At 70.7% G+C, this 26,426-nt stretch carries 30 protein-coding genes, 1 tRNA gene and 1 pseudogene; 18 read left to right on the forward strand and 14 right to left on the reverse strand.

The features are described 5' to 3' along the window. The 3 genes from J7523_RS01285 to J7523_RS01295 all read left to right on the forward strand — a co-directional run bounded on the left by J7523_RS01285 (position 1) and on the right by J7523_RS01295 (position 2,086). The gene (locus J7523_RS01285; RefSeq protein ID WP_291881365.1) at positions 1 to 609 is read left to right on the forward strand and encodes a GNAT family protein; all 609 of its coding nucleotides are present in this window, start codon (positions 1 to 3) and stop codon (positions 607 to 609) included. Positions 610 to 694: 85 nt separating this feature from the next. After that, entirely contained in the window at positions 695 to 1,948 is a 1,254-nt protein-coding gene (locus J7523_RS01290) for a hypothetical protein (protein ID WP_291881366.1), read from the forward strand. Positions 1,949 to 2,013: 65 nt separating this feature from the next. Continuing rightward, positions 2,014 to 2,086: transfer RNA gene (locus J7523_RS01295), tRNA-Ala, on the forward strand. Between the two features lie 110 nt (positions 2,087 to 2,196). On the opposite strand, the gene J7523_RS01300 is transcribed toward J7523_RS01295, so the two are convergent. The 6 genes from J7523_RS01300 to J7523_RS01325 form a co-directional block, all read right to left on the reverse strand. Beyond that, positions 2,197 to 3,318 (reverse strand): tyrosine-type recombinase/integrase, encoded by a 1,122-nt coding sequence (locus tag J7523_RS01300; protein ID WP_291881368.1) that lies wholly within the window; start codon positions 3,316 to 3,318, stop codon positions 2,197 to 2,199. Then, complete coding sequence (locus tag J7523_RS01305; RefSeq protein WP_291881371.1) at positions 3,315 to 3,488, reverse strand: helix-turn-helix domain-containing protein; 174 nt, start codon at positions 3,486 to 3,488, stop codon at positions 3,315 to 3,317. The genes J7523_RS01300 and J7523_RS01305 overlap by 4 nt, the downstream gene beginning before the upstream one ends. 18 nt (positions 3,489 to 3,506) lie before the next feature. Beyond that, positions 3,507 to 4,961 (reverse strand): replication initiator, encoded by a 1,455-nt coding sequence (locus tag J7523_RS01310; protein ID WP_291881373.1) that lies wholly within the window; start codon positions 4,959 to 4,961, stop codon positions 3,507 to 3,509. 89 nt (positions 4,962 to 5,050) lie between these two features. Further along, the gene (locus J7523_RS01315; protein ID WP_291881374.1) at positions 5,051 to 6,517 is read right to left on the reverse strand and encodes an FtsK/SpoIIIE domain-containing protein; all 1,467 of its coding nucleotides are present in this window, start codon (positions 6,515 to 6,517) and stop codon (positions 5,051 to 5,053) included. Further along, complete coding sequence (locus J7523_RS01320; RefSeq protein ID WP_291881376.1) at positions 6,517 to 6,894, reverse strand: hypothetical protein; 378 nt, start codon at positions 6,892 to 6,894, stop codon at positions 6,517 to 6,519. The genes J7523_RS01315 and J7523_RS01320 overlap by 1 nt, the downstream gene beginning before the upstream one ends. Then, positions 6,894 to 7,319: a plasmid replication, integration and excision activator gene (locus J7523_RS01325; protein ID WP_291881378.1), complete on the reverse strand. Its 426-nt coding sequence runs from the start codon at positions 7,317 to 7,319 to the stop codon at positions 6,894 to 6,896. Before J7523_RS01325 ends, J7523_RS01320 begins: the two co-directional genes overlap by 1 nt. Positions 7,320 to 7,470: 151 nt before the next feature. Between J7523_RS01325 and J7523_RS01330 the strand changes: the two genes are divergently transcribed. Together J7523_RS01330 and J7523_RS01335 are read left to right on the forward strand one after the other, a co-directional pair. Continuing rightward, positions 7,471 to 8,211, forward strand: a complete 741-nt coding sequence (locus J7523_RS01330; protein WP_291881379.1) for an XRE family transcriptional regulator — start codon at positions 7,471 to 7,473, stop codon at positions 8,209 to 8,211. Positions 8,212 to 8,231: 20 nt separating this feature from the next. Beyond that, positions 8,232 to 8,702, forward strand: a complete 471-nt coding sequence (locus tag J7523_RS01335) for an NUDIX domain-containing protein (protein ID WP_291881380.1) — start codon at positions 8,232 to 8,234, stop codon at positions 8,700 to 8,702. On the opposite strand, the gene J7523_RS01340 is transcribed toward J7523_RS01335, so the two are convergent. The 3 genes from J7523_RS01340 to J7523_RS01350 form a co-directional block, all read right to left on the reverse strand. Continuing rightward, a complete protein-coding gene (locus J7523_RS01340) occupies positions 8,652 to 9,203 on the reverse strand; it encodes an HD domain-containing protein (RefSeq protein ID WP_291881381.1) in 552 nt (183 codons plus the stop codon). The genes J7523_RS01335 and J7523_RS01340 overlap by 51 nt on opposite strands. Positions 9,204 to 9,360: 157 nt before the next feature. Beyond that, a complete protein-coding gene (locus J7523_RS01345; protein WP_291881382.1) occupies positions 9,361 to 10,119 on the reverse strand; it encodes a hypothetical protein in 759 nt (252 codons plus the stop codon). Between the two features lie 387 nt (positions 10,120 to 10,506). Beyond that, positions 10,507 to 11,010, reverse strand: coding sequence for a hypothetical protein (locus J7523_RS01350; RefSeq protein WP_291881383.1), 504 nt, complete (start codon positions 11,008 to 11,010; stop codon positions 10,507 to 10,509). Between the two features lie 428 nt (positions 11,011 to 11,438). Between J7523_RS01350 and J7523_RS01355 the strand changes: the two genes are divergently transcribed. From J7523_RS01355 to J7523_RS01365, 3 genes are read left to right on the forward strand one after another with little or no spacing between them, the layout of a single operon-like run. Beyond that, positions 11,439 to 12,989, forward strand: a complete 1,551-nt coding sequence (locus tag J7523_RS01355; protein WP_291881384.1) for a hypothetical protein — start codon at positions 11,439 to 11,441, stop codon at positions 12,987 to 12,989. Next, positions 12,986 to 13,696, forward strand: a complete 711-nt coding sequence (locus J7523_RS01360; protein WP_291881385.1) for an ABC transporter ATP-binding protein — start codon at positions 12,986 to 12,988, stop codon at positions 13,694 to 13,696. Before J7523_RS01355 ends, J7523_RS01360 begins: the two co-directional genes overlap by 4 nt. Next, positions 13,693 to 14,955, forward strand: coding sequence for an ABC transporter permease (locus J7523_RS01365; RefSeq protein WP_291881386.1), 1,263 nt, complete (start codon positions 13,693 to 13,695; stop codon positions 14,953 to 14,955). Before J7523_RS01360 ends, J7523_RS01365 begins: the two co-directional genes overlap by 4 nt. Before the next feature lie 542 nt (positions 14,956 to 15,497). On the opposite strand, the gene J7523_RS01370 is transcribed toward J7523_RS01365, so the two are convergent. Further along, entirely contained in the window at positions 15,498 to 16,082 is a 585-nt protein-coding gene (locus J7523_RS01370) for a hypothetical protein (protein WP_291881387.1), read from the reverse strand. A gap of 48 nt (positions 16,083 to 16,130) precedes the next feature. Here J7523_RS01370 and J7523_RS01375 point away from each other — a divergent pair. After that, positions 16,131 to 16,334: pseudogene (locus J7523_RS01375) on the forward strand (DapH/DapD/GlmU-related protein); the annotation flags it as partial. Positions 16,335 to 16,383: 49 nt separating this feature from the next. Here J7523_RS01375 and J7523_RS01380 read toward each other — a convergent pair. Continuing rightward, entirely contained in the window at positions 16,384 to 16,830 is a 447-nt protein-coding gene (locus tag J7523_RS01380; RefSeq protein ID WP_291881388.1) for a hypothetical protein, read from the reverse strand. Beyond that, a complete protein-coding gene (locus J7523_RS01385) occupies positions 16,827 to 17,381 on the reverse strand; it encodes an RNA polymerase sigma factor (RefSeq protein WP_291881389.1) in 555 nt (184 codons plus the stop codon). Before J7523_RS01385 ends, J7523_RS01380 begins: the two co-directional genes overlap by 4 nt. 156 nt (positions 17,382 to 17,537) lie before the next feature. Between J7523_RS01385 and J7523_RS01390 the strand changes: the two genes are divergently transcribed. The 7 genes from J7523_RS01390 to J7523_RS01420 all read left to right on the forward strand — a co-directional run bounded on the left by J7523_RS01390 (position 17,538) and on the right by J7523_RS01420 (position 21,447). Continuing rightward, a complete protein-coding gene (locus J7523_RS01390; RefSeq protein WP_291881390.1) occupies positions 17,538 to 17,996 on the forward strand; it encodes an Asp23/Gls24 family envelope stress response protein in 459 nt (152 codons plus the stop codon). Further along, entirely contained in the window at positions 17,993 to 18,343 is a 351-nt protein-coding gene (locus J7523_RS01395) for a hypothetical protein (RefSeq protein ID WP_291881391.1), read from the forward strand. Before J7523_RS01390 ends, J7523_RS01395 begins: the two co-directional genes overlap by 4 nt. Positions 18,344 to 18,345: 2 nt before the next feature. Next, entirely contained in the window at positions 18,346 to 18,525 is a 180-nt protein-coding gene (locus J7523_RS01400; protein ID WP_291881392.1) for a DUF2273 domain-containing protein, read from the forward strand. Between the two features lie 10 nt (positions 18,526 to 18,535). Next, on the forward strand, positions 18,536 to 18,940 hold the full coding sequence (locus J7523_RS01405) for an Asp23/Gls24 family envelope stress response protein (protein WP_291881394.1): 405 nt from the start codon (positions 18,536 to 18,538) through the stop codon (positions 18,938 to 18,940). Continuing rightward, complete coding sequence (locus tag J7523_RS01410) at positions 18,937 to 19,536, forward strand: hypothetical protein (RefSeq protein WP_291881396.1); 600 nt, start codon at positions 18,937 to 18,939, stop codon at positions 19,534 to 19,536. The genes J7523_RS01405 and J7523_RS01410 overlap by 4 nt, the downstream gene beginning before the upstream one ends. Further along, positions 19,533 to 20,111 (forward strand): hypothetical protein, encoded by a 579-nt coding sequence (locus J7523_RS01415; protein ID WP_291881397.1) that lies wholly within the window; start codon positions 19,533 to 19,535, stop codon positions 20,109 to 20,111. The genes J7523_RS01410 and J7523_RS01415 overlap by 4 nt, the downstream gene beginning before the upstream one ends. A 160-nt stretch (positions 20,112 to 20,271) precedes the next feature. Further along, positions 20,272 to 21,447, forward strand: a complete 1,176-nt coding sequence (locus tag J7523_RS01420) for a VOC family protein (RefSeq protein ID WP_291881399.1) — start codon at positions 20,272 to 20,274, stop codon at positions 21,445 to 21,447. Between the two features lie 90 nt (positions 21,448 to 21,537). On the opposite strand, the gene J7523_RS01425 is transcribed toward J7523_RS01420, so the two are convergent. Beyond that, positions 21,538 to 21,807, reverse strand: coding sequence for a GlsB/YeaQ/YmgE family stress response membrane protein (locus tag J7523_RS01425; protein WP_291881401.1), 270 nt, complete (start codon positions 21,805 to 21,807; stop codon positions 21,538 to 21,540). A 203-nt stretch (positions 21,808 to 22,010) separates the two neighbouring features. Between J7523_RS01425 and J7523_RS01430 the strand changes: the two genes are divergently transcribed. Next, positions 22,011 to 23,009, forward strand: a complete 999-nt coding sequence (locus tag J7523_RS01430) for a bile acid:sodium symporter family protein (protein WP_291881403.1) — start codon at positions 22,011 to 22,013, stop codon at positions 23,007 to 23,009. A gap of 45 nt (positions 23,010 to 23,054) precedes the next feature. Then, positions 23,055 to 24,506: a family 20 glycosylhydrolase gene (locus J7523_RS01435; RefSeq protein WP_291881405.1), complete on the forward strand. Its 1,452-nt coding sequence runs from the start codon at positions 23,055 to 23,057 to the stop codon at positions 24,504 to 24,506. Positions 24,507 to 24,524: 18 nt separating this feature from the next. On the opposite strand, the gene J7523_RS01440 is transcribed toward J7523_RS01435, so the two are convergent. Beyond that, positions 24,525 to 26,372 (reverse strand): phospholipid carrier-dependent glycosyltransferase, encoded by a 1,848-nt coding sequence (locus J7523_RS01440; protein ID WP_291881407.1) that lies wholly within the window; start codon positions 26,370 to 26,372, stop codon positions 24,525 to 24,527. Positions 26,373 to 26,426: the final 54 nt, after the last annotated feature.

The following is a 26,426-nucleotide window of genomic DNA, read 5'->3' on the forward strand; positions in this document are numbered from 1 at the left end:
GTGGCAACGGGGTGGCCCGCAGTCCTGCGTGAGGGTGACGTGCGCCTGCGTCCGCTGCGGCGGCGCGACCAGGACGCGTGGCTCGCGCTGCGGGCCCGCAACGCCGACTGGCTCGAGCCGTGGGACGCCACGAGCCCGATCCCGGTGCTGGGTCCGCGCCCGACGTTCGCCGCCTTCGTGCGGACGCTGTCGCAGCAGGCACGGTCCGGGGTGACGCTGCCCTTCGCCGTGGACCTGCAGGACGAGCTCGTCGGGCAGCTCACGGTCGCGTCGATCACGTACGGGTCGCTGCGCTCGGCGACCATCGGCTACTGGGTGTCCGAGCACGTCGCGGGCCGGGGGACCATCCCGACCGCCGTCGCGCTCGCGACCGATCACTGCTTCGGTGCGCTCGGCCTGCACCGCGTCGAGATCAACATCCGGCCCGAGAACCGGCCGTCGCTGCGCGTCGTCGAGAAGCTCGGGTTCCGCGACGAGGGGGTGCGTGAGCGGTACCTGCACATCCAGGGGCAGTGGTGCGACCACCGGGCGTTCGCGCTCACCGCCGAGGAGGTCCCGGACGGGCTCGTCGCCCGGTGGCGGGAGCGTCGGGGCGCCGCTGCGGGGTGAACGAGGCGGGGATCGGCGCCTTTGCGCCAGCCGACACGCCGTGACGGTCCCGTGTTCGTCGCGCGGCGGCACCTACCGTCATGACGTGAACGATCTCGCAGGCCCCGTCGCCCTGGCGCTCGTGGGTCTGTGGGTCGCGTACCTGGTGCCGCACAAGCTGCGGTACCGACAGCAGCTGCTCGAGTCCCGGGCGGACGACCGGTTCTCCGAGGCGTTGCGCGTCGTGGCGGTGACCCGCCGGCGCACGCGTCGGGGAGTGCCGGTGCACGTGCGGTCCGCGGACTCGACCGACGGGACGGCGACCGGCAGGATGCCAGGTCTGCTGACCCCGGGGAAAGGGCTCCCGGTGCTACCCGCCGGGAGCGCGACAGGAGGCACGACCGTGGACCGACCGACAGCGACCGAGAGCAGGATCACCGCCGAGGCGGCTCGCCGTGCCGCCCAGGCTCGTGCCGCGCGCGCGGCGTCCGTCGCGCGCCGTGCCGCCGCCGCGCGCCGTCGTGGTCTCCTCGCGGGGATCCTCGTCGTCGCGACCGTCGTCGGCTGGACCGTCGCCGGGATCGCGCCGGCCGTGACGTGGGTCGCGGGCGCCGTCCCGACCGCGCTGCTGACCGGTGTCGTGGTGCTGGGGCGCCGCGCCGTGCTCGCCGGCCGTGCCGCCGACGCCGCGTGGGAGGCCCGTGTCGCCGAGGAGCGCCGCGCCGGGTCCGCGCCGCGGACGGGAGCGACGCGCGTCGTCGCGCCCGCCGGTGCGCCGTCGAGCCGGCCGATCACCGGTGCCACGCCCCGGGTCCCCGAGCGCCGGACGGCGCCGAGCTCCACCACGACGAGCTCCACCACGACGAGCTCCGCCACGACGAACGCCGCCCCGACCACGGCGGCCACCACCGACGCCCCGCACGCGCTCGTCACGGGCCGCGCGGTCCACCCGTCCGACGCGCGCACCGAGGTGTTCGCCGCGATCGTCGCCGACCACGGCGAGCCCGAGGCCGAGACGCCCGCGCGGCACGCGGCGACGGGCGGCGTCCCGGTCGTCCGCCTGACGACGCGCGCGCAGGACACGTCCTCGCCGGAGGCGGACGCCGAGGCCGACGAGGCCGCCTCCGACGAGGCCTGGTCGCCGGTCCCGGTGCCGCGTCCGACGTACACCATGAAGGCCACCGCACCCCGGCGTGAGCCCGCCCCGCTCGACAACCTGGAGGGCTCGACGGCCGTCCGCGCGACCGAGCAGACGGCCGCGCCGGAGGAGACGACCGAGGTCGTCGAGCCGGTCGCCGAGACCACGGGCAGCATCGACCTCAACGCCGTGCTCGCCAAGCGGCGGGCCGCGGGGGAGTGACTGGGCCGTCGGGGTCCCGATTTCGTGATCCGGTCCGCCGTGGTGTTAGTCTGTAGCCCGCTCGCGGGGCTGTGGCGCAGTTGGTAGCGCGTCTCGTTCGCAATGAGAAGGTCAGGGGTTCGAATCCCCTCAGCTCCACCGCAAGACGAAGGCCGGATCCGAAAGGGTCCGGCCTTCGTTGTACTGCGAAAACGCTCCTCGAGGCCTCTGCACCCCGGCCGGCCGCCGAGCCCGCCGCACCTACGAAATCAGGGCTCCGGACCGTTTCGCGCACCCCCCGCGCACCCCCAACCCTCATTGAGCCTGTTCAGACCCGCTTGATCGGCACCGGTTCCGAGGAAATGCAGGTACCGATTCGTCGTCGCGATCGACTCGTGGCCGCACCACGCCTGGACCGTTCCGGGGTCGACGCCGCGCGAGAGCCAGAGGCACGCAGCCGTGTGGCGAAGGTCGTGGAGGCGCCGGCCACCGCCCGTCGTCGTCCAGTGGAGCGTCCGCAGCACTGACGACCGATAGAGCTTCGCGCCGTGCGACGTCGTCAGCAGCAGGTCGCCGGGAGCCTTGCCGGCCGCGAGGTTGCGCACGATCGGGAGGACCCGGTTCGCGAGCGGGACCCGCCGCGAGGTCCGTCCTTTGGTCGCCTTGCGGCCGACGCCCTCGGGTTCCGATCGGCGCACCAGCAGGCCAGGGGTCGGCAGCTCGACGAAGTCCGCGACGACCAGGGCGCGAGCCTCGCCCCAGCGCAGCGCTGTCCAGCCGAGCAGCAGCAGGACGTCGGCCAGTGTCTCGTCATGCTCGGCCCACAAGCCGTAGTGGTGTTCCAGGTCGCCCTCGGTGAACGGGTTCATCTCTGCCCGCTCTCGGGAGCTGCGCGGGACGCGCACGCCTGTCACGGGGTTGACCCAGATCAGCCGCTCACGCACACACCATGCGAAGAAGGCGTTCAGGCTGGCGCGATACCGGACGACGGACGTGTACTCCAAGGACATCGGCGCGCGGCCCCTCGCGGCCGGGGAGCGGCGCGGTGCGCTCGAGAGCAGGGACTCGAACGAACGGGCGACCTCGCGCGTCGTGACGGCCGAGAGATGCATCCGCTGCATCGAGATCGGCATGAGCCGGATCAGGTCGCGGTCCGCTCGGTACGTCTTGAGCGCCACCGTGTGCTGGCGCACCGCGAGCCAGCGCTCGAGCACCCGCGCGGTGGGCTCCTTGCCAGCTCGCGGATCAACGCCACCGTCGAGCGCGGCCCGCTCCCGTTTGAGCCACGCCGCAGCCTCGCCCTTGGTGTCGAACGTGCGAGATCCGACGATCAGGCGTCCGTTCTTGAGCTGAGCACGGAACCTGCCGCCGCGCGTCTTCCGGATCGTCACGACGTCGCACCATTGAGCCAGGCGATCAGGTCCGCCTTCTTGTACCGCGGTAGAGACGGGGACAGCCACGTCACGCGTGGGCCCTTCCCCGCCAGGCGCCAGCGGCACACGGTCGACGGCGCGACTCTGAGCCAGCGTGCGACCTCTCCCGTCGTCAGGTACTCGTCCATGCTTCCCCCTGCGTCGCGCTACGAACGTCCTTTCGGCTGTCGGGCCGGGTGGTTGGTGCGCTGGTCTGCTCGCCACTTCGCATACTCACGAGCCCGCGACGCAGCGGCGTCGGCCAGTGCTTTGTCGCCGGCGCGTGGCCAACCCGAGCCGTCGTAGGTCCACGAACCGATGACCAAGGTGGTGTCCGCGTCGTCGGCCATCAGTCGTGCTTCGAGCTCGCGGGTGTCGAGCCGCTCCGCGTGATGTCTCGCGTCGACCGCCAAGCCCTGGAAGCGACGGCGGGCGCGCCGAAGGGCGCCGAGCGTGACCGAGTAGTGGCGTGACTTCGTCGAGAAGTGGCCGCGGAAGCCGAGCATCGCGGCCCACCGCCCGAGCAGCGCGTAGGGGCTCTGGGCGCAGTTTCCGCAGAGGTGCGGGTGCCGTTCGCCAGCCCGCTCGTCGCAGCCGAACCGGCAGCCGGCCAAGGCTCGTGTGGCCAGGCCACGGCAGGCGTCGCTCAGCCAGACCAGGTGAGGGATAGGGCGCCGTGGGTCGACGTCGGCGGACTTGGTCGAGTACTTCGCCAGGTACGCCGCGACCTGCTCAGTGGTGATCTCGTCGCCGATGGCGAAGCCGTTGCGCACGACTCGGACGTCGGTCTGCGCGCCGAAGCGGAGGGTGCGTTCGAAGTCGGCGTCGTCGAGGGGCGTCACGGTGCAGTGCACGACGTCGACCGCCTTGCGCACCGCGGCCTCGACGGCGGCGGCGGCGAGCGGTGCGGGGGAGCCGGGGCCGTCGGGTCCGTCGAGGCGGACCAGCGCATGGAAGTGCACCAGCCCACGTGCCTGGAACTCGGCGACCTTGGCGTACTCGAGTCGTGCGTGGTCGTTGAGGTCGCGGTCCCGCACTCCGAGCCCGACCGCCAGCTGGCGTCGCAGCGCGATGGTGAAGCGACGCCACAGCTCGGGCGCGTGCCACTGCCAGACGATCGCGGACTCGGTGTCGTAGCAGTCGCGACACAGCGGTGCGCCGACCCGGGGGTCGCCGGCGTCATGTTGAGCCCAACAGGCCATGCGTCGGCCGTGTGGGCACATCGCGAGTCTCATCCGCGGGTGGCAGGGCTGCTTGCCCTCGCGGACGCCGTGCACGGGCCCGAACGACGGCGCGGTCAGGGTGACGAACAGCAGCGGGTTCGCGTTGACCGCGGCGGGCACGCCCTTGCCGCCGTGCAGTCCGGTGGAGATGAGCTCGAAGGTGTCGCGTGCGTAGATGCGCGAGCACGCCGGGCAGGCAGACTCCCGGCGGTTCCCGCACGGCTTGTAGAGCCGACCCATCGGCTCGTCGATGGACCGGAACGTGTCGACGATCTCGCCCGTAAGGCGATCTACGGTGTGCGATCGACCGATCAACCGGACCGGGTGGGCGCAGTTGTTGGCGCGAATGAGCGTCTCGGCGAGCGCTGGCATGGTGCCGTCCGCCAGGCGCCCCACCATGGACCGCTCCTCGGCCGGCGAGAGGTCACCGAGATCGAGAGGTGCGTCAGGGCCGTGCCCCCGGAACCCAGAACGCGTCGGCGTCGCCATCACGCCACCTCGGAGTCCTCGGGCGCACTCGGGGAGCGGGACGTGCGCCGACGATGCGCCGTCGACGGGGGAGCGGGAGGCGCGTCCATGACGAGCAGGTCTTGCTCTGCGTCGTCATCGTCCAGGCGGGCCGGTTCAGGCGCGGCGGTGTACCGCTGGGCGACGAGCCGGATCGTATCGTCGGGCCAGAAGTCGGCACGGACGCGTTCGACGGCACCGTCGTCCCGCACGACGTAGCCGGCGCCCGGCATGGTCCGGTCGATCCGGTGTGCCGGAGCCAGGTCGCCGTAGCCGTCTCCCAGGACCATCCGTGTCTCGGCCGAGGACGCGAGCCGGAGCGCGATCGTCTGCGTGAACAGCTCGCGCATTCCCACGGTCTCCTTGCGCGGATCCTGCACAAAGGCCACGACCATGACGCCCAGCGCTCGCCCCTGGGTCAGGATCCGCTTGAGGAGCGTGCTCGCCTCGTTCACGACGTCCCGGGAGGTGTACGCGGTCAGCACTGCGAGCTCGTCGATCAGGAGCACGTGCGCCGGATCGCCTGGGGACGCCTCGAACAGGCGCGACCGGCCCCGCATGACGGCCTGTCGTTCGACGATCACCTGCTGGAGCGCCCTCAGGAGGTGCAGAGCGGTCTGCTCGTCCATTGCGACGGACGAGAACATGCCCGCGCCGACCGCGACCTCCACACCGCCCTTGAGGTCGACTCCCCACAGCCGCACGAGGCCGGCGTGGGAGGCGGGCGCGAGGTTGCCGGCGATGCCCCAGAAGATCGACCCCTTGCCGGCCCCGGACCGCCCGACGACGAGGGTGTGCCGACCGTTCAGGTCGAGCCGCCATGGTGAACCGTCCGCGCGTCGGCCGAGGGTCACGCCATCCGTCTCAAGCACGTGCGGAAGCGGTGGCGTGGTGGGCTCGTGCAGAAGCTCGCGCATCGTCATGACGATCTCGACGACACCTGGGCCCGCCCGACGCGACTCCGCGGACTCTGCCTCGAACGCAGTCGCGACGGCTTCGACGGCACGATCCAGGTCGTCGACCGTCTGCCCGACGACGGCGCGCACGCGCAGCGTGAGGGTGTTCGCGGTCGTCTGCACACGCAGCAGCCGGGGGACCGCGTGACGCCGGTCCGCCTCCCAGGGCCACGCCAGACCGCACCGCTGGGCCACGCGGCCCCAGTCCTTCCGGGCACGATGCCGCCAGGTACGCCGGCGCAGCCAACCACCGAGCACCCGTTCGTAGGTCAGCGGGTGGAGGGCATCCCAGACGGCACGGCCGGCGTTCCACGCCGGAACGAGCCAGGGAACGACCGCGCCCGCTGCCTCGTGACCGGCGATCACCAGCACGTTGCCGATCACGAGGCAGACGAGCACCGCGCGCCACGCCTGGACAGTCCAGGAGACGACGTTCCAGACCGCGTGCCCCAGACGCTCGAGCACGAGCCGCGCGGCGCGGAGGCCAGCCATCACGCAGCCTCGTTGCCGTCCGTGCGCACCACGGCCGCGTGGCGCGGGAACGACCGCAGTGGCGGTACGAGCTCGCCCCGGCAGAACACCTTGAACTCCCCCTCAGGCCACTCCCCACCGCTCCAGACCGCGAACGCGTGGCACGTCCGCGTCGGCGGGTACTCCTCGACGTGGTCCAGCGCGAGCCGCCATGCGAGGTACTCGGCGGCCGCCTGACAGGTGACGTGCACCGAGACGACCCCGTGACCGACGTCCGTGGATGCCACGTGGCCATCGACCATCGCGACGACGTCGGCGGCCATCGTCAGCAGCTCAGGGATCGTCGGCCCCGGCCCGGACGCAACCTCCGGGGTCCGCCGCGACGCGAGCTCGGTCATCACGCCGCCGCCTTCGGCTCCCCGACCTTGACCTGCTGGCCGGGCGTGGCGAAGCCCTCGGCTCGGAACGACCACGCGATGCGGGGCCGCTTGCCCGAGTCGTCGACGTACGGCAGCGCGGTCAGCCCGACGAACTCCACGGGCGTCCACGGCATCGGCGAGGTGTTCTTCGGCGGCACCGGCTGGACCTCGGCGGCGAACTTGACCGTGACGCCGATCTCTCGGCGGCCGGCCTCGTCGTCGGCGTCGATGACGACGCACTGCCAGAGCCGCAGGCCGGTCTCCTTGTCGTGCTGCTGCGGCCGCGAGCCGTCCGGGCGCTGCTCGGCCTGGAAGTCCGTGACGGGCTCCACGAGGCCGCGGAGGAAAGCCCCCTTGGGGAACACCGTGTCGTGTGCGATCTCGAAACGCTTGGCGATGGCCATAATGTCCACTCCTCGTGCTCGTGATTCGTGTGGGCTACCTGCCCAGCAACCACGACACCGCGACGCGCCGGGACGTCGTCACCTCACACTGGGACGTTGCGGGACGTCCTAGACTGGGCGAAAACGTCCCAATGCGGCCCCTGGAGGCGTGATGACGAACGAGCGGCTTCGCGCAGCGATCACCGACGCCGGGATGTCCCTGCACCAGTTCGGCGAGAAGGTCGGGGTTGATCCCAAGACCGTCGAGCGCTGGATCAGCACTGACCGAATTCCGCACCGGACCCACCGGATAAACGCCGCCCACATCCTCGGCAAGACCGATGTCTTCCTCTGGCCGGCCACCGACTCCGACCCGCGAACGCGGTCAGCCACCAGGGCCGAGTTCGTCGACCTCTACCCCAGCCGCGCGGCGCTGCCCGTCTCGACGTGGGAAGCCTTCATCGACAACGCCCGAGAAGCGATCGACCTGCTCGCGTTCGCCGGGAGCTTTCTGCACGACAGCATCCCCGAGTTCGCCGAGCGCATCGCGTCGCGCGCGGAGAACGGTGTGCGGGTCCGCCTTCTCTTCGGTGACCCGCAGAGCGCGGCCGTCGCGCTGCGCGGCGAGGAAGAGGGCATCGGCGAGCTCATGGCCGCCCGGTGCAACCTGACGTGGAACTACCTCACCCCGCTGCTCGAAGGCGTCGCGGGCATCGAGGCCCGGAAGCACGGAAGCACCCTCTACGCGTCGCTGTTCCGGTTCGACGACCAGCTCCTCGTCAACCCGCACGCCCTCGGGGCGCCCGCAGGGCACTCGCCGATGATGCACGTTAACCGCATCCCGGGAGGTCGACTCTTCGCGCACTACATGGAGTCGTTCGAGCGCACGTGGCGGGCCGCCACGCCTGCGTGACCGCGCATACTCTCGGGACCATGGCTCGCATCGACTACATCGATGACCCCAACGCGCCGGCGATCAACTCTGTGGTCCCTTCCGTCGTCGCGATCGTCCAGGACGACGAGGGTCGTGTGCTCATGATCCACAAGACAGACAACAACCGGTGGGCTCTCCCTGGCGGCGGTCACGAGTTCGGTGAGAGCATCGCCGACACCGTGGTCCGCGAGGTCAAGGAGGAGACGGGCTACGACGTCGAGGTCGAGACGATCACCGGCACCTACACCAACCCACACCACGTGATGCAGTACGACGACGGCGAGGTGCGGCAGCAGTTCTCGATCGCGTTCCGTGCTCGCCTCGTCGGCGGTGACAGAAGAACCAGCTCCGAGAGCGATGAAGTGGAATGGCTCACCGCAGAGCAGATCGACGGCCTAGACCTCCACGCATCAATGCGGCTACGGCTCGACCACGCGCTCCACGGCACTGGCAGGCCATTCATCGGCTAGTCCGAGCCGCTCTCGCGCTCGGCCGGCGGAAGCGAGCAGTTCGCCGCGCGAGCGCCTGACCGCCCGGTGGACCGGACTCGACACGGGATAACGGCTGAGGATCTCCTCGATGCGGGTCTCGGGGTCGGTCATCGACCCGTCCGGAGCTGTGACGAGGTCGAGAAGTGTGAGTGTCTCGAGGTCGACCGGGTCCGCGTCCGGCATCGCAGCCAGTTGTTGTTCAAGCCCTCGCTCCTCGGCTTCGAACGTGGCTCCCGTGTGTCGCGCCACGAGGCCAACGACTGCGGAGGGCGCGCCCTCCATAAGGAGGAATCTGGCTCCATCGAGAGCATGCAGGCCGCTGGCAGACAGTTCTTCTGCATAGCCCACGTCGTGCAGCCACGCCGCTGCCGCTACGTCAGCTGAGATCCGACCGGCGGCAGAGAGCTCGTCCGCGAGGCGTCCCACCGTCCGCACGTGGCCCCACCGCCGGCCGAGGCCCGAGAGGTACTCGGACGCCACCTTCGAGGCGTGCTCAGGACTCCACATGCCAACTCATCCTGCCGCACACCACTGTCTGCCCGCTCCCTTGCCGACATGGGTCGTATCTCGATGGGCCGAGCACGAGGTTGGACTCAGGCCAGCGGGGTTCACCCAGTCGCCGAAGGGCGCTTGTGAGCTACTGGCCGTACTCGAGCACGAGGGACTGAATCTCATCCGCGAAGCGCTCGGCGATGTCGTTCTCGTACTCCACCCTGATTGCTTTGTAGTGCTCCTCGTACGACACCGCTTCCTGGCAGTCAAAGTCCGCGAGGGCGACGTCAATCTCGAATTCAGAGGGAGAGTAGGTCGTGCTCCGGAACGTCAGAGTGTCCTTCGGCCCGAGCCCCCCTACCTTCTCGTACGCTAGTGCACCGGCATCGGCCTGCGTCTTCAGGTCCGGAAAGCCGGCATCTGCCATGCAGCTCGCCCAATCGGCGTTCAGCGCTGCGGTACGGGCGTCCGCATCAACTCGCGACCACAGCTCCTGAAATTCCTGCATAAGTGCGGCATATGTCGGGTCCTTTTCGAGCGCCGCGCCCCCGGGATTTACTTCGGCGCGCACCGTCGCGTCGCAGCCGGGCGCCGTGCTGTCCCCATAGAGGGCCGCAGCATACGCGTTCTGCATTTCTGCGGACCACTCTGCAGGATACTCGCCAGGACCCGTCTCGGCATCCATCGGAATGGTCGTCAGACCGTATCCAAAGACAGCGACAGATTTGCGATCCTTGGGATCGAACCCGCTGTCGCCCGCAGTCGCTGCAGCTGCCGTGGAATAGCCGTCAAGAAGTTCAAAGCCGAGGCGCTTCATGCATGCCGAAACGCCGTCGGTGATCTGTCGTTCGAGTTTTGCTCGTGACTGGGCATCGACCGCACCCCCTTGTAGGATCGTATACACGTCCTTCAAGGGGGTGGTCGACGTGCTCCCCGCACCGCGCGAGGGGGTTGGATTTTCGTCCGCCCCCTGCGCGCACGACGCACACATGAGACCTGCGATGCATGCGACGACTGCAGCACGAATCCGGAAACGAGACATGACATTCCTTTCCCTACGAGCGCCCTTAATTGTGCGCAAATGTTGGCGCTCGACGTTCCGGAGGGACGTCATGACCGAGACTGATCCGGATAGATGCGTCCACCCTCGAGCCGAAGCCCATCCTTCAAGCTTTGACTCGGCGGCTTTGCCGAAGCCAGACTCATCTGACCTGCAACATTACCGGCGGCAGGGCGCTTGACGCGTTGTGGACGCACCAAGCCTTCGCCTAGCGACCTACTTCACTCAGGCTCAGTAATCCCCGACCGGCGTCCACGTACCGCCCGAGTGCAGAGTTGCGTGACCCCGGTGCCAGGTCCAACCGTTGCACACGAAGTCGGCAGCCTCGATGAGGCATGCGCGGGCCTGCATGAAGTGGTAGGCGACCATCGCGTTTCCGTAGTAGGTACCGCTCGAAATCGGGTTACGAGCACTATCCACCGGACCAATAGCGTTCGTGGTCTGGTTGTTGAGGTTTGCCGTCGAAGTTGTCGTCCCGCGCACGTTCCACACACGGGTCGTGGAGCTGTTGCCGGAGGTCCAGCTCCACGCGTCCGACATCGTCAGACTGTAATACTCGTACCCGAAGGAATAGCTGATCTTATACGGCCCCTTCGAGGCGCTGCCGGCGCTCACGTAGTCGATCGCGTTGGCGGAGGGCGCGACGGCGAGCACGGCGAACGTAGCGGCAAGGGCCACAACGATGCCTCGCCTCCATCGTGCCGCGCGCTGCTTCCGGCTCAGTGTTTCTGACATGTAGTCACTCCTTTGGGTCAGCAGGTTCGGGCCGCGCCAGTGCTGGTCAGCCCGTCTTTCTCGATGCAGACGGCAGCGCTTGCGGGGGTCGCGCCGCTGTTGCCTCTCGCGCACGGTCGAGAACGTAGGGGCATGCCTACGCACGGCGGACCGGTTCGCACCAAACGGACCAAAGATCACCCGTTCGGGCGTTTCATACTTCACTCTCCGTTTCCGCCCCTACGCGGCCCCATGCCTGGTACGGTCCGTGCGGGCGCGAGGCTCCCAGAATTGGTGACGGACGGAGACAGCTTTTGTATACGTTTATCGCGCGTGCGGGTTTCAGTCATGGCGCGCGGTCGGGCTCGTAGCGGATGTCTGCGAAACTCAATTCGAGCAGCTCGGGCGCATTTGATCGCAGCACCCGTGGGAGATCGGCCCTAGGTGCAATGGCGGGCATTGCCATCTTCTTCCTTCTTCTCGGACTGGTGCTGAGCCACTTCCTCGTTTCGCCCGGCAAAGCGGCGGCCGACGCTGCTCCGCCGGTGCCGGGTCCGATTACGGTTCCGATCGAGCGCAAGACGATCGCGAACGAGGTCGTCATGCGCGGCGACGTGGCGTACGACGATCCCGTGGCCGTGCGCCTCGAGACGGGCGACGTCGGCGGTCCCGCCGTTGTCACGGGGCACGTGCCGATGGTCGGGAGCGTCCTCGAGGCGGGTGCTGTGGCGCTCGAGGTGAACGGCCGTCCCGTCATCGTGCTCCCCGGCGACCTGCCCACGTATCGAACCCTGCGCACTGGTGTTTCGGGGCCTGACGTGCGCCAGTTGCGGGCAGCACTCGCGTCGCTCGGGATCCCGGCCGGAGATCTGGCCTCGTCGACCTACGATGCCGACGTCGCAGAAGGGGTGCGGGCGCTGTACCGACGCGTCGGCTACGAACCTCCTCTCATCGACAGCGACCTGATCGACGCTGCGAAGCAGGCGCGGCAGGAACTCCGTGCAGCCAGCGACGCAGTCGCGTCAGCACAACGCGCGCTTGCTTCGGCCGCTGCCGGAAAGCCACGATCCGAGCTCATCGCACTCGATACCGCGATCCTGGTAGCGCGCGCCACCCTGAGTTCTGTCCAGGCAGGTTGCAGTGCCGCAACTCCTGAGGAGCCATGTGATGAAGCCGGCCTCTTGCGCGCACAAGGCGACCTGGATGCTGCGCTCGCCGCGCGCCAAGAGGCGGGGACGGTCGACACGTCTGCCGACTCGGCCGCGCTGACAAGCGCGCAGGCTGCGCTCGCCGATGCTCGCGAGGCGGCGCTCGAAGCGGAGAACGCTACCCTCACCCCCCTGCCGTCGAGTGAGGTCGTCTTCCTCGCGTCGCTGCCGCGGCGGGTTGACACCGTTGGGGCAGTTCGCGGCGGAATCGTGAGCGGCGACGTCTTTACCGTCTCGGGTGCCAACCTCGAGGTCCGGGCGAAAGCAAGCGGGTCCGATCTCGAGCTTCTCCAGGTCGGCGCGATCGGGTCGATCGAGGCTCCGGATGGCAGCGACATTCGCGTGACGATCACTCAGCTGGGGGACGTGGAGTCGGGGGCAGCGGAAGAAGTCGAAGACAAGCCGAGTGAGTCCCCACAGGAGAGCGGGGCCAACGTGGTCCTCGGTGTGACGCTCCAACCGGAGCTGCTCGGGCAACTGTTGGGAAAGAACGTCCGGATCAGCGTCCCGGTCGAGTCGACTGACGGCGACGTCCTAGCAGTTCCCCTCGCCGCTTTGACGGCGGGGCCAGGCGGGCAGTCCCGAATCGAGCTTGTCCGAGCAGATGGCAGCACCGAAATCGTCGACGTCCAGACAGGTCTCGCTGCTGATGGGTTCGCAGAGGTCTCGGCGGTGGACGCGGAGCTTGCCGCTGGCGATCTCGTGGTTGTCGGAGCAGGGGCACCTGGCAGGGGGCTCGGCGGCACCAGTGCCACGACGAATGACGGCGGCAAGAGTGCGGGGGGACGATGAACGTCGCGGTCCCTCTCGCGACGCAAACTGACCCACCGGTGGTCGAACTCCGAGGCGCAGCTCGACAGTTCGGTGGCGAGCAGATCGTGCATGCACTCCATCCCACAGACTTCGTGATTTCGTCTGGTGAGTACGTTGCAGTGGTCGGCCCATCAGGATCTGGTAAGTCCACTCTGTTGAATGTGCTTGGGCTGCTGGATCGCCCGTCGTCCGGCGAATACGTGCTGGACGGCATCCCGACGGCAGGAGCGGCGGAGCGTGTCCGTACTCCTTTGCGTGCGTCCTGCATCGGGTTCGTGTTTCAGTCGTTCCATCTACTGCCCCAGCGAACGGTCCTCGAGAATGTCTTGCTCGCAACCGCGTACAGCGGCGTTCGGCGCAGCGAGCGTGTTCCGAGAGCGCTGGCGGCGCTGGAGCGAGTCGGGCTTGGCCACAGGCTGGGGTTTCTTCCGCCACTGCTCTCAGGAGGCGAGCGCCAACGCGCCGCCATCGCACGCGCTGTCGTCACATCCCCTCGACTGCTCCTTGCAGACGAGCCCACGGGGAATCTTGACTCCGACAGCAGCGCGGCAGTGCTGGATCTCTTCGACGAACTCAACCGAGGCGGGCTGACGCTGGTAGTCATTACCCACGACGACGATGTCTCCGCCCGAGCCCATCGCCGGGTGCGCATTGCGGATGGTCGACTCCGGGAAGAGCCCTCATGACGGCTCGACGCGTGATTGCCGTGCGGCAACGGATGCAGATGCGACGCGACGCCTTCGGCTTGCGCGACCTACTGACGGAAGCCGTGGCAGCGGTCGGCGGCAGGCCCGGGCGCCTCGCCATGACGACCCTGGGGACCGTTCTGGGCATCGCGTCGGTGTTGGTCACGATTGGCCTCGCACAGACGGCCGCCGGGCAGATCAACAAGCGGTTCGATGCAATTGCAGCAACGCAGGCAGTCGCCAAACCTGCGACCGTGCAAGGCGTGGATGGGCAGCATGCGGTAACGCAGCTTCCCTGGGACTCGCCGGAGCGTGTTCTACGACTCGCCGGCGTTGCGGCCGCCGGGACCATTGCCGACGTCAACGTGGGCGATGCCGAGGTGACAGCAGTACCCGTACACGACCCGGCGCGGGCGGCAGTCACACCGCCGACGATCGTGGCGGGATCTCCGGGCCTGCTCGATGCGGTACAGGCGCACATCGTCACCGGCCGATTCTTCGATTCCGGGCATGACACCCGCGCCGATCGTGTTGTCGTCCTGGGTGCCGAGGCGAGCGGCCGCCTGGGGATAGGTGGAGTTGAGAGGCAGCCGACCATCTTCATCGGTCAGCGCGCCTACCAGGTCATCGGCATCCTCGACCGCCCGGTCCGTCGCCCGGACTTGCTCGGCGCCGTCATCATGCCAGTCGGTACCGCCCGAGCAGACTTCGGTCTGTCAACGCCGGGCGAGCTTCAGATGCACATCAGACTGGGTGCCGGCGACATTGTCGGTGAGCAGGTGCCTGTGGCCTTGAAGCCGCAGGATCCTGGCACCATCAAAATGCAAGTCCCCTCGTCAACGTCGAGGATGCGCGAACGCGTGCAGGGCGACGTCAATGTGCTGTTCTTGGCGCTGGGTGGCGTTGCCCTGCTCATCGGCGCTGTTGGCATAGGCAACGTCACACTGCTCTCGGTGCTCGAGCGCACAGGCGAGATCGGCCTGCGGCGAGCGCTGGGAGCGAAGCGGCGCGACATTGCAGCGCAGTTCATGCTCGAGTCCGCAGCCGTAGGCCTCCTTGGCGGCCTCATTGGTGCCGCAGTTGGCATCGCAGTAGTCGTGGGCGTAAGCGCATTGGAGAACTGGACACCGCTTCTCGATAGCCGCGTGGTCATCGTTGCGCCCCTCGTCGGAGGCTGCGTCGGTCTGTTTGCGGGGTTGTACCCCGCACTCAAGGCAGCTTCGATCGAACCCGTTGCGGCGTTGCGGGCCGGCGTCTGACTAATGTTCGGACTTCACCATCTCGTCTGGAGTGGAAATTGGGTGTCGTCGGCGAGCAGGACCGGCGAGAAGGTAAACGGATGCACCGACGGCCAGCCCGACCAGCGCGAGGAATACAACGTTCCGCCAGATGTCGGATCCTGACGGGCGGAGAGTCTCATCTGCCCCTGTGGGTGCGAGGACGTAGATGAGCCCGGCCAAGAAGAGAGATCCCAAGACGACCGACACGCCGACGCGCTTGGAAACCGAGTTCCTCATCGTTTGCTCCCTATCGCCACTCGTGGTCGTGCCGAGAGTACCGGGTCGAAGCAGTCGAAGAGGCCCGTCGCGAGACGAGACGAAGGTGCAGCGGGCACTTCGTGCCAACCTCCGCCGCGGATCGGGTCAGGTGGGAGGTCGCCTCGCGGCCTCGGCATCGACCTGCCCCTCGCACTGGGCTTATCTCGTGTGCGGACGCGAGTCGCGAAGCACGCTCCCGAGTGCCTGGACCGGCGTGGCGCGTCCGCTGATTCGATGACATCGCCTGGCGACTCCGCGCGCGATCATACGTATGCGAAGAGGCGGTGGAGCGGGATGGGCCGCATCTTGTCCTGGAGCTCGCGGTAGTAGTCCACCTGGTGAAGCCACCAGTGGGAATCCGGAACTGCATGGACGCAGATGTCGCCGTCGATGGCGATCGGCTCGGAGACGCCGACGAACCAGAACCATTCCCCGGCGGCGTTCCTGGAGCGCAGAGCCCTGCCCGTGAGAGCCCCCACCTCGCGTGCAGGAACCGCCTCCCGCACCGGAGGTTGGATCGCGTCGGGGCGCACACGCCGTAGCCATCGGCTCCCGTCGTCCGCCTCCCTCATGCCGAGTGCGTCAGTGGTAGGCGCTCCCGGAGGCACGGCATCCCTGTAGACCCAGGCGTAGTCGACAGGCCACCACTGCATGACGGGATTCCGCTGGGAACTGGCAACCCATGTCCAGTAGTGCATGGGGGCGCAGACCCCCAGGCACTCGTGCAGCTCCCCGTCCTCGGGAAACTCGACAACTTCGTGCTCGCGCCGAACCAGGACCTGACCGTCGATGAAGTACCGGTTCGGGATCCCGATCGTGAGCTCGTCGCCGACCTCGAGGTCGCGCACGTACGCAGCGGGGATCGGGTGGCGAGCCGGCGGCGGCACCGTCTGCCAGGGTCGGGGGTCTCGATCATGCCGGGGGTGTCCATCGGCGACGACTCCGTGATCGGCGCCGGCTCGGTCGTCACCCGGGACGTCCCTGCCGGTGTCGTTGCGGTCGGGTCCCCGTGCCGGGTGCTGCGCGAGATCGGCGGGCACGACCGGGAGTTCTACTGGCGGGACCGGCGGAGCGGGGACGACGCGGGTCAGGTGCGGTAGCGCCGGCGGGACGAGCTCGGCGTTGCACCGTCGGGCTCGGGACGGACCGTCACAGGTCCGACGGGTCGTCGGTGACGTCACCGACCGAGACGTCGACGTGCACGCGCGCGACCGGCGGCTCGGCGGTGCCGAGCGTCGCCGCGACGGCGTCCGCCGCCGCCAGGCGGATCCGCGTCGCCAGGGGGACCAGCGCCGTGCCGTACAGCGCGACGACCTCGACGGTGAGCCGGTCGAGGTCGCCGTCGGGCGTGGTCGTGCACGTGATGCGGAGCGCCGCCGCGTCCGGGAAGCCGTCCAGGGCGGCACGGACCTGGCCGACGAGCACGGTGCTCGTGACCCAGAGCTCGCCGCCCGGCAGGTGCCCGCGCACCGGTGCAGCGGGCCGGAAGGCGCGGACGGCGGCGGCGACGACGTCGTCGCGCAGCGCGATCCACCCGGCGTCGGTGTGTGCGCGCAGGGCCCGGGTCGCCTCGGTGAGGATCCGTTCGCCGTTCACCGCCATCCCTCCATCCGCGTGACGAGGTGCGCCCGGGCCCGGTGCAGCCGGCCGCGCACGGTGCTCGTGCTCGTCGCGGAGATCTGGGCGATCTCCTCATAGCTCAGCCCTTCGACCTCCCGCAGGAGCCAGGCGGAGCGTGGACCGCTGGGGAGCTCGCGCAGCGCCGCGTTGAGCGCGTTCAGCAGGTCGGTGTGCTCGAGCGACCGTTGCGGGTCGACCGCTCGTGGGTCGACGGTCTCGTCGGGTGTGAAGGGCAGCGGACGTGCGGTGCGGGCCCGCCGGCGTTGCAGGGAGCGGACCTTGTGGGCGGTGATCGAGAACAGCCAGGTGCGCAAGGACGAGCGGCCCTCGAACTGCGGCAGCGCCGTCCACGCGGCGGCGAACGCCTCCTGGACGCAGTCCTCGGTGTCCTCTGGATCATCGAGCATGCGCCGGGCGTAGCGGTAGAGGGCCGGCCCGTGCCGGTGCACGATCGCCCGGAACGCGGCACGGTCGTGCAGCGCCGCCCGTCGGGCGAGCACGGCGTCAGGTGCTCCCTCGTCGTCCATCCCGAGCACTGTCCGGCCGTCGCGCGCAGGACGCATCCGGAAGAAACCTGGCGCGCCGGCGTGACGAACCGGGCCTGGCGGAGACCAACTCTTCGTCACCGTCGCGGCACCCGCCGGCACCGGCCCTCGCCGCGGCACCTGTCGAGAGAGGCCACCATGTCCGAGTCCTCCGCCAAGACCGTCACGGCCGCCGCCGCCACAGCACGCCAGAGCGCGCTGGTGACTCCGGAAGGCACCACCACGATCGCCGACACGGTCGTGAGCAAGATCGCGGGCATCGCCGCGGGCGAGGTCAGCGGCGTGTACGCGCTGGGTGGCGGTGCCGCCCGGGCGCTCGGGACGCTCCGCGAACGCATCCCCGGCGCCCGCACCAACCACGCGCAGGGCGTGTCGGTCGAGGTCGGCGAGACCGAGGCCGCGGTCGACCTGGACCTCGTCGCCGAGTACGGCGTGTCGATCACCGACCTCGCCAACGGGATCCGCCGCAACGTGATCAGCGCGGTCGAGCGGATGACCGGGCTGCGGGTCGTCGAGGTGAACGTCGCCGTCAACGACGTGCACCTGCCGCAGGACGACCCGCAGCCGGCGCCGCCGCAGGAGCAGCGCGTCCAGTGAGCGACCTGCCCGGGCGTGAGCCGCTCGTCACGAGAGCCGTCGTCACCGACGTCCCGCCACCCGACTCGGTCGCCGAGCTCGTGGCCGCGGTGGTGCTCGCCGTGCCCGGGGTGGTGCGGCTGCACGGCGGCCCGTTCGGCGGCCTCGGGACGTACCTGCCGGGTCGCCGCGTGACGGGGGTGCGGATCGACGACGGCGGCACCGAGGTCCACGTCGTCGTCTCGGCGACGGAGCCCGTCGTGGTCACCGCGGGGCGCGTCCAGCGCGCGGTGTCCGCGGTCGCGCCCATGCCCGTGCGGGTGCACGTCGACGACATCGACCTGCCTGACATCTCGACGGAGGAGTGACCATGTCATCTGCTGCCATCGGCCTGTTCGCCGGCCTGCTGCTCGCGCTGGTCGCCGCGGTCGGCGGGTTCGTCATGTTCCTGCTCGCCCTGGTGCTGGGCGGTGTCGGGCTCGCGGTCGGCCTGGCCGTGGACGGCCGTCTCGACGTGAGCGGCATGCTGACGGGCCGCCGCCGTGCCTGACGACGTCGCCGTGCCTGACGACGCCGCGGTGCGTGACGGCGCCGCCGTGCCTGACGACGCCGCCGCCGGGCGGGGCTCGCTGACCATCGCCGACCGTGCGCTGACCGCCATCACGCGGCAGGTCGCGCAGGAGGTCCCGGGCGTCGCGTCGCAGGAGCACGCCGGGACCGTCGAGCGCACCCTGGGTCGCGGCTTCCCCCGGGTGTTCTGGCGGCGCGCGGGCGACCACGCCTCCGTGGGCGTGGAGATCGCCCTGCTCTGGCCCGCCTCGGCGGCGCACGTCACGACCGCCGTGCAGGACGCCGTGGCGCGCGAGCTCGAACGGCAGGCGGGGCAGCAGGTCGGTCGGGTCGACGTGCGGGTGCGCGACGTGGTGCGCCCCGCCGCGGCTCGGCCGGTGGCGAGGGTGCGATGACGGAGCTGCAGCAGCCGCCGATGACGTTCGCCCCCGCCCGGGACGCGACCCGGACCGCCCGCGCGGGCTGGCTCGGCATCGTCCTGGCGGTGCTCGTCGTCACGCTCGGCGTGCTGTGCGTCCGCGAGGCGCTCGTGGCCGACGCGCGCATCGACGGGCGCCCGTGGCTCGCCCCCGCGGTCGACGGGCTCGACGGTCTGGGGCCGTCCGTGGCGCTCGCGGCGACCGGTGTCGTCGTGGCGCTGGTCGGTCTGTGGCTCGTGCTGCAGGCGTTCGGCCGGCGCCGGCGCACGAGGCTGCCGGTCTCGGTCCCGGGGTCCGCGGCGGGAGCGCCGACCGGCACCACGATCGGGGTCGTCGACGCCGCGAGGCTCGCGAGGGTCGCGGCCCTCGACGTCGACGACGTGCTCGACGCGCGTGCGACGGCGAACCGCCGGACGGTGACCGTGACCGTGACGGTCCCTCCTGGCGTCCAGGTCGACGCGCCGGTGCGGACTGCGGTCGCCGCCCAGCTCGCACCCCTGTCGACGCCGCCGAGCATCAAGGTCGTCAGCAGGGTCAGCGAGGGGCTGCGGACCGGAGGGATCGCGCCATGAGGCGTTCGGTGCTCGCCGTCGACCGGGTCCTCCTGCTGCTGCTCGGCCTCGTCCTGGTGGTCGCGGGCGTCGCGGCGGTCGGCTGGCAGGTCGGGTTCCTCCGGGACGTCTGGCCGTCCGCGCCCGACCAGGTGGGCGTCGACTCGACGCAGGTGACCGGGGCGTCGAGCTACCCGCTGCTGCTCGCCCTCGCTGGGGTGGTTCTCGTGGTCCTCGGCCTGTGGTGGCTGCTCGCCCACCTGCCGCGCAGGTCGGTCGGGCCCCTGCGGCTGCCCGCCGGCGGGCGGCCCGGGCGTCTGCAGGTCGATCCCGGCCCGGCGGTCGCCGCCGCCGCCGAGGTGCTGGCCGAGGACCCCGACGTGCGGGCGGCGGGCGGCGCGGTGCTGCGCGACCGCGGCGAGCTGGTCGTGCGGCTGCGGACGACCGTGGAGCCGACGGCCTCGCTGCCGGACGTCGTGGCGACCTGCGACCGCGTGCTGGCCGACCTGTCGCGTGTGCTCCCCGCCGACCAGCTCCGTTCACGCGTCGAGATCAGCGTCCTGCGGAAACCGACGGACGAGCCGCGCGTGCGCTAGGGACGCCGCTCGGCCCGCACCGCCCCGACGCGCGCCGACCCGTTGAGGCTGCCGCCGCCGTCGCGAGACGATGTCCTCGCTCCGACCCGGCCAGCGGTGCTGTCGGGACCTGATCGCTCCCCTGAGGAGGTCGTCCGGGATGGACTCGACGGTGCCGGGAATGACGGAGCTCGGATCGGACTGGCGCGTCGTCGACGGTGTGGCGGCGGCATGGTTCGACGCGCCGTCGCTCAGGGAAGGGGCCGCGCTCGCCGCGCGGGTCGTGGCGCTGTCCGCCGAGATCCCGGTCGACGTGCGTGCGTCGGGCGTGCGGGTGCGCCTCGGCTCCGACGAGCACGCGCCGGCCGTGTCGGCGGCCGCACGCGAGCTCGGGCTGACCGCGGACCCGGCCGCCCTGCAGCACCTGAGCGTCGGGTTCGACTCGCCCGACCCGGGTGCCGTCATGCCGTTCTGGCAGCGCGCCCTCGACTACGCCCCGACGCGGGACGGCGACCTGGCGGACCCGCTGCACCGCGACCCGGAGCTCCGGTTCCGGCTGTCGGACGATCCCCGGCCGTTGCGCAACCGCGTCCACCTCGACGTCGTCCGGCCGGCGTCGGCGGTCGAGCGGGCGGCGGGCCTCGGTGAGCCGTTCGGCGCGTTCGGGGTCTGCCACGCCGACGCCGACGGCAACGAGGTCGACCTCGTCCCGGGTGACGCGCTCGACGAGCAGGGCCGGACGGCCGACTGGCAGGCGGTGTTCAGCGCGATCGCCTGCTACCGCGTCACGTCGCCGGCGCAGCAGGCCGAGGTGGCCGCCGCCGCGGCGGCGCTGGCCGACGGCGCCGGGTACCCGCTGCTGGTCGACCTGCGTCCCGGGTACGTGGTCCTCGACACCGGCAAGGACCGGTGGGACGCCGACGCGCACGGGCTCGACCTCGACTTCACCGGGCTCGCCCAGCGGCTCCAGACCGCGGCCCGCGAGCTCGGTGCCACGGCGGACCCGGCGGCGCCGCGCTTCGTCCAGCTCTACTTCGACGCCGCCGACGTCGCCGCGGTCCGCGCGTTCTGGGTCGCCGCGCTCGGGTACGTCCACGACCGGCGCACCAAGCTCACCGACATCGTCGACCCGCGGCAGCTCAACCCCGTGCTCGCGTTCCAGGAGATCGACGTCGCGGACACCGAGCGGCGGCAGCAGCGCAACCGGATCCAGGTGGAGCTCGCCGTTCCGGCGGACCTCGCGCAGGCGCGCGTCGCGGCGGCGGTCGCGGCCGGAGGGCGCGTGCTCGACGAGTCCGTGGGCCGGCGGCGGGTCGCGGACCCCGAGGGCAACGAGCTGGTCGTCGTCAGCGTGTGACGGGCACGCACGACGAAGGCCGGACCCGGTCGTGGGTCCGGCCTTCGTCGTGTCGCCAGGTGCGGAGCGCCGGGGCGGGCGCCCGCAGGCTCAGAGCACGCCGCGACGGCGACGGCCCGAGACGGCCGCGACGAACACGGCGGCCAGGCCGACCTGCAGCAGGAGCTCGATCCAGTCGACGCCGTTCGTGTTCTGCACGCCGATGAGCGACGCGAGCCACGTGCCGACCAGCGCCGCGACGATGCCGACCACGACGGTCAGGAGGGCCGAGATGCGCTGCCGGCCGCGCACCACGAGACGGCCCAGGATGCCGATGATCGCGCCGATGATGATCGCGCTGATGATGCCTTCGGGGGTCATGTTGAACTCCTTGACAGTGAGGGGTTCGATCCGGTAACGGAGAACGTAGGGGACATTCCGTCGGAGCGCGCGCCGAAACAGCGCGACCTGGACGCACGTCACACCGCGACCCGGGGCATAGCGGTCGATAACCGGACGAATCGGGCCGCGCCCGGGTCGCAGGGCCCGGACGCGTGCGACGGCCTGGATGGCATGATGACGCGGTGCCGCCCGACCAGCCCCGCTCCGGCCCCGGAGCACTGGTCGCGAGGATCAAGGCGTGGGTGGACCCGCTCGTCGTCATGATCGTCACGGTCCTCGTGCTGGGCCTGGTCGTGCCGGCCCGTGGCGACGTCGCCGACGTCCTCGAGGTCGTGCGGACCGCCGCGATCGTCCTGCTGTTCTTCCTCTACGGCGCCCGCATGGCGACCGGCGAGGTGTGGGCGGGCCTGCGCAACTGGCGCCTGCAGGGGTCGATGCTCGCCGCGACGTACGTCGTGTTCCCCGTGCTCGGCCTGCTCGCGCAGCTGCTGCCCGACGACGTCCTCGCGCCCGAGCTGAAGACGGGCGTGCTGTACCTGTCGCTCCTGCCGTCCACCGTGCAGGCGTCCGTCGTGTTCACGTCGGTCGCGCGTGGCAACGTCGCGGGCGCCATCACGGGCGCGACGATCTCGAACGTCGCGGGCATCGTCCTGACGCCACTGCTCGTCGGTGTGCTCATGACGCGCACGAGCGGCCCGACCGGCGGGTCCGTGTCCGGGATCCTGTGGCAGCTGCTCCTGCCGTTCGCGGCCGGGCAGGTGGCCGAGCGGTGGATCGGCGGGTGGGTCCGGGCGCACCCGCGCCTCACCCGGTTCACCGACCGTGGCACGATCGTCGTCGTCGCGTACACGTCGGTGAGCGAGGCCACCGTCTCGGGCGCGTGGGACCACGTCACGGTCGTCGCGCTCGTGCTGCTGCTCGCCGTGTGCGCCGTCATGCTCGCGATCATGCTGACGGTCACGTGGACGGGCGGCGGCAGGCTCGGCCTGGACCGGCCCGACCGGATCGCTCTGCTCATGTGCGGCTCGAAGAAGAGCCTCGCCACGGGCCTGCCGATGGCGTCCGTGCTGTTCTCGCCCGCGCTCGCCGCGAGCGTCGCGCTGCCCGTCATCGCGTTCCACCAGCTGCAGCTCGCGACATGTGCGGTCGTCGCGCGCCGCCTCGCCCGGGAGGTCGAGTAGCGTGCGCTGCGACGTCCCGCCCGTCGTCACCGCCCGAGGAGCCCCGTGCCCGACGTGATCTCGCTGATCCCCCGCCCCACCACGCTCGACGTGACCGGCGGCGAGCCGTTCGCGCTCGCGGAGGGCACCACCGTCGTCGTCGAGAGCCGACCCGAGCTCATCTCGGTGGGCGTGCTTGCGGCCGACCTGCTGGGGCGCGTGACCGAGCACCCGGTCGAGGTGCGGTACACGGGCGGGGAGGGTCCCCGCACGGTGTGGCTGCGGCTCGTCGAGTCGCTGCCGCCGGGCGACGAGGCGTACCGCGTCGTCGTGCGGCCCGAGCGGGTCACGATCGACGCCCGCACCCCCGCGGGCCTCGTCCACGGGATCGTCACGCTGCGCCAGCTCGTGACCCCGGAGCTCACCGTCCCGGCGGTCCGGATCGAGGACTCGCCCCGGTTCGGCTGGCGCGGGCTGTCGATCGACGTCGCACGCCACTTCATCCAGGTCCGCGACCTCAAGGTCGTCATCGGGCTCATGGCGCACTACAAGCTCAACGTGCTGCACCTGCATCTCACCGACGACCAGGGCTGGCGCCTGCACCTGCCGTCGCGCCCGCAGCTCACCGAGCGCGCGAGCGGCACGTCCGTCGGCGGCGACCCCGGCGGGTTCTACACCGCCGAGCAGTACGCCGACCTCGTCGCGTACGCGGCCGCCCGGGGGATCCGGGTGGTCCCGGAGATCGACGTCCCGGGGCACGTCAACGCCGCGACCCACACGTACGGCGACCTCAACCCGGACGGCGAGCCGACCGACGAGTACACGGGCATCGAGGTCGGGTTCAGCCGGCTGCACGCCGACCTGCCCGCGACCGGCCGGTTCCTCACCGACGTGTTCACCGACCTCGCCGCGATGACGCCCGGCGACTTCGTGCACATCGGCGGCGACGAGGTCCTCACGATGGAGCGCGAGGAGTACGCCGACCTCGTCGGACAGGCGGCCGCGGCCGTCCGGGCGCAGGGCAAGCGCGTCGTCGGGTGGCAGGAGATCGCGCACACTGCGCTCGAGCCCGGCACCGTCGTCCAGTACTGGGACCCGCGCGTCGACCCCGCACCGTTCGTCGCCGCCGCGCAGGCCGGTGCGTTGTTCCTCATGTCGCCGGGCTCGAAGACGTACCTCGACATGAAGTACGACGCGACCACCGAGCTCGGCCTCGAGTGGGCCGGGCACATCGAGCTGCGCGACGCCTACGACTGGGAGCCCACCGCGATCATCGAGGGCCTCCCGGCGGAGTCCGTCATCGGGGTCGAGGCCGCCGTGTGGACCGAGACGCTCAAGGACCTGGACGACCTCACGGCGATGCTGCTGCCGCGGCTGGCCGCCGTCGCGGAGGTCGCGTGGTCCGCCCCCGAGCACCGCGACTGGGACGGGTTCCGGACCCGCGTGGCCGGGCACGGGCCGTTCTGGGACCGGTTCGGGTTCCCCTGGCACCGCAGCCCGCAGGTGGACTGGAGCTGAGGCCCACGCCTGGATCCGTCAGATCCAGGTGGTGAGCCACATGTGCGCGTGCCAGAACCAGTACGGCACCACCATGGCCGTCCAGATCGGGTAGAAGAACGCCCCCACCACGACGGCGAGCCCGACGATCGCGCCCACGACCCCGACGGCCCACCGCCTCGCCCGCGGGTCGAGCTCGTCCTTCGGCCCGACGACGAGCGTGAACACGTAGACGAGCGTGAGTACCATCCACGGCACGAACGCGATCGAGTAGAACGTGAAGATCGTGCGGTTCGGGTACATGAACCATGGCAGCCAGCCCGCGATGATGCCCGACAGCACCGCGAACGCCCGCCAGTCCCGGAATCGGACCAGCCAGACGACCGCGACGAGGATCGCCGCCGTCGCGCACACCCACAGCACCGGGTTGCCGATCGCCGTGATGGCCTGCGAGCACTGCGACGCACCGCACGCGTCCTGCGCCTGCTGGCCGGACAGCCCGGAGATCTCGGGCGGGTAGAACATCGACGTCGGCCGCCACTGCACGAGCCAGCCGAGCGGGTGCGACGCGTAGCTGTGCGGCGTGTCGAGGCCCGTGTGGAACGCCCACATGTCCTGGTGGTACTTCCACAGCGACCGCAGCGGTGCGGGCAGCCACGTGACGCCCTGACCCGGGTTGTCGGCCGCCCACTGCCGCCCGTACGCGAGCGGGTGGACCAGCCACGACGTCCACGTCGCGACGTACGTGACGGCCGCGATGCCGACCATCGCGACACCGGCGACGATGCCGTCCCGGCGGATGCCCGCCCAGAACCAGCTGCGCACCCCGACCGTCCGCCTCGCGGTGACGTCCCACGCGACCGTCATCAGGCCGAAGACGGCGAGGAAGTACAGGCCGGACCACTTCGTGCCGATCGCCAGACCGAGCAGCAGCGCCGCCGCGAGGCGCCACCACCGCCAGCCCAGCCGCGGACCGACGCCGAGGTCGCCGCCCGCGTCGAGCACCACGGCCGCGCGGTCAGCGAGCCGCCGCCGCGCCTGCTCGCGGTCCAGCAGCAGCGCACCGAACGCCGCGAGGACGAAGAACATGAGGAACGGGTCGAGCAGGCTCACGCGCGACATCACGATCGCCTCGCCGTCGACCGCGAGCAGCACGCCGGCGACCACGCCCCACGCCGTCGACGAGAACAGCCGCCGCGCGACCCGGACGAGCAGGAGCACCGCGAGCGTCCCGAACACCGCCGCCGCGAGCCGCCACGCCGCCGAGCTGCCGACGCCGCCGCCGAGCTGGATGCCCAGCCCGATGAGCCACTTGCCGACCTGCGGGTGCACCACGTACTCCGCGGCCGTGCCCAGCCCGGACGCGTCACCCGCCTCGAACGCCGCGTTCGGGTCCGACGGCCACGCGGCCTCGTACCCGCGCTTGATGAGCGACCAGCCGTCCTTGACGTAGTACGTCTCGTCGAACACGAGGCTGTGCGGGCGCCCCAGGTCCCACAGGCGCAGCACACCCGCGAACACCGTCACCCCGAGCGCCCACAGCCAGCCGGTCAGGCGGGCGCGCGGGGTCGCGTCGAGCGCGAGGGCGTCGGCGCCGACCAGGCGGCGCAGCAGCCGGTCGCGCGTGGGGAGGTCTGCGTCGGGGTCCGGGTCCTCGACCTGCGCCGGGTCCTCGACCTGCGCCGGGTCCTCGACCTGCGTGGGCTCCCTGACCTGCGTGGGCTCCTCGACGGGCGCGGTCGCCTCGACGGGCTGCGCGTGCGCGTCGTCGCCCGACGGCGCGGGCTCGTCGTGGGGCTCGGGCACGTCGTGGGGCGCGGGCGGCGTCACGACGTCGTCGTCGGACGGGGCAGCCAGCACGGCGTCGTCGTCTCGGGTGGGCGGCACGCGGTCATCGTAGGGGTGACCGCTGTGCAGGGGCAGTGCTTCTCCCGGCCGGAT

The sequence above is a fragment of the Cellulomonas sp. genome, from assembly GCF_017744555.1.
Lineage (GTDB): Bacteria > Actinomycetota > Actinomycetes > Actinomycetales > Cellulomonadaceae > Cellulomonas.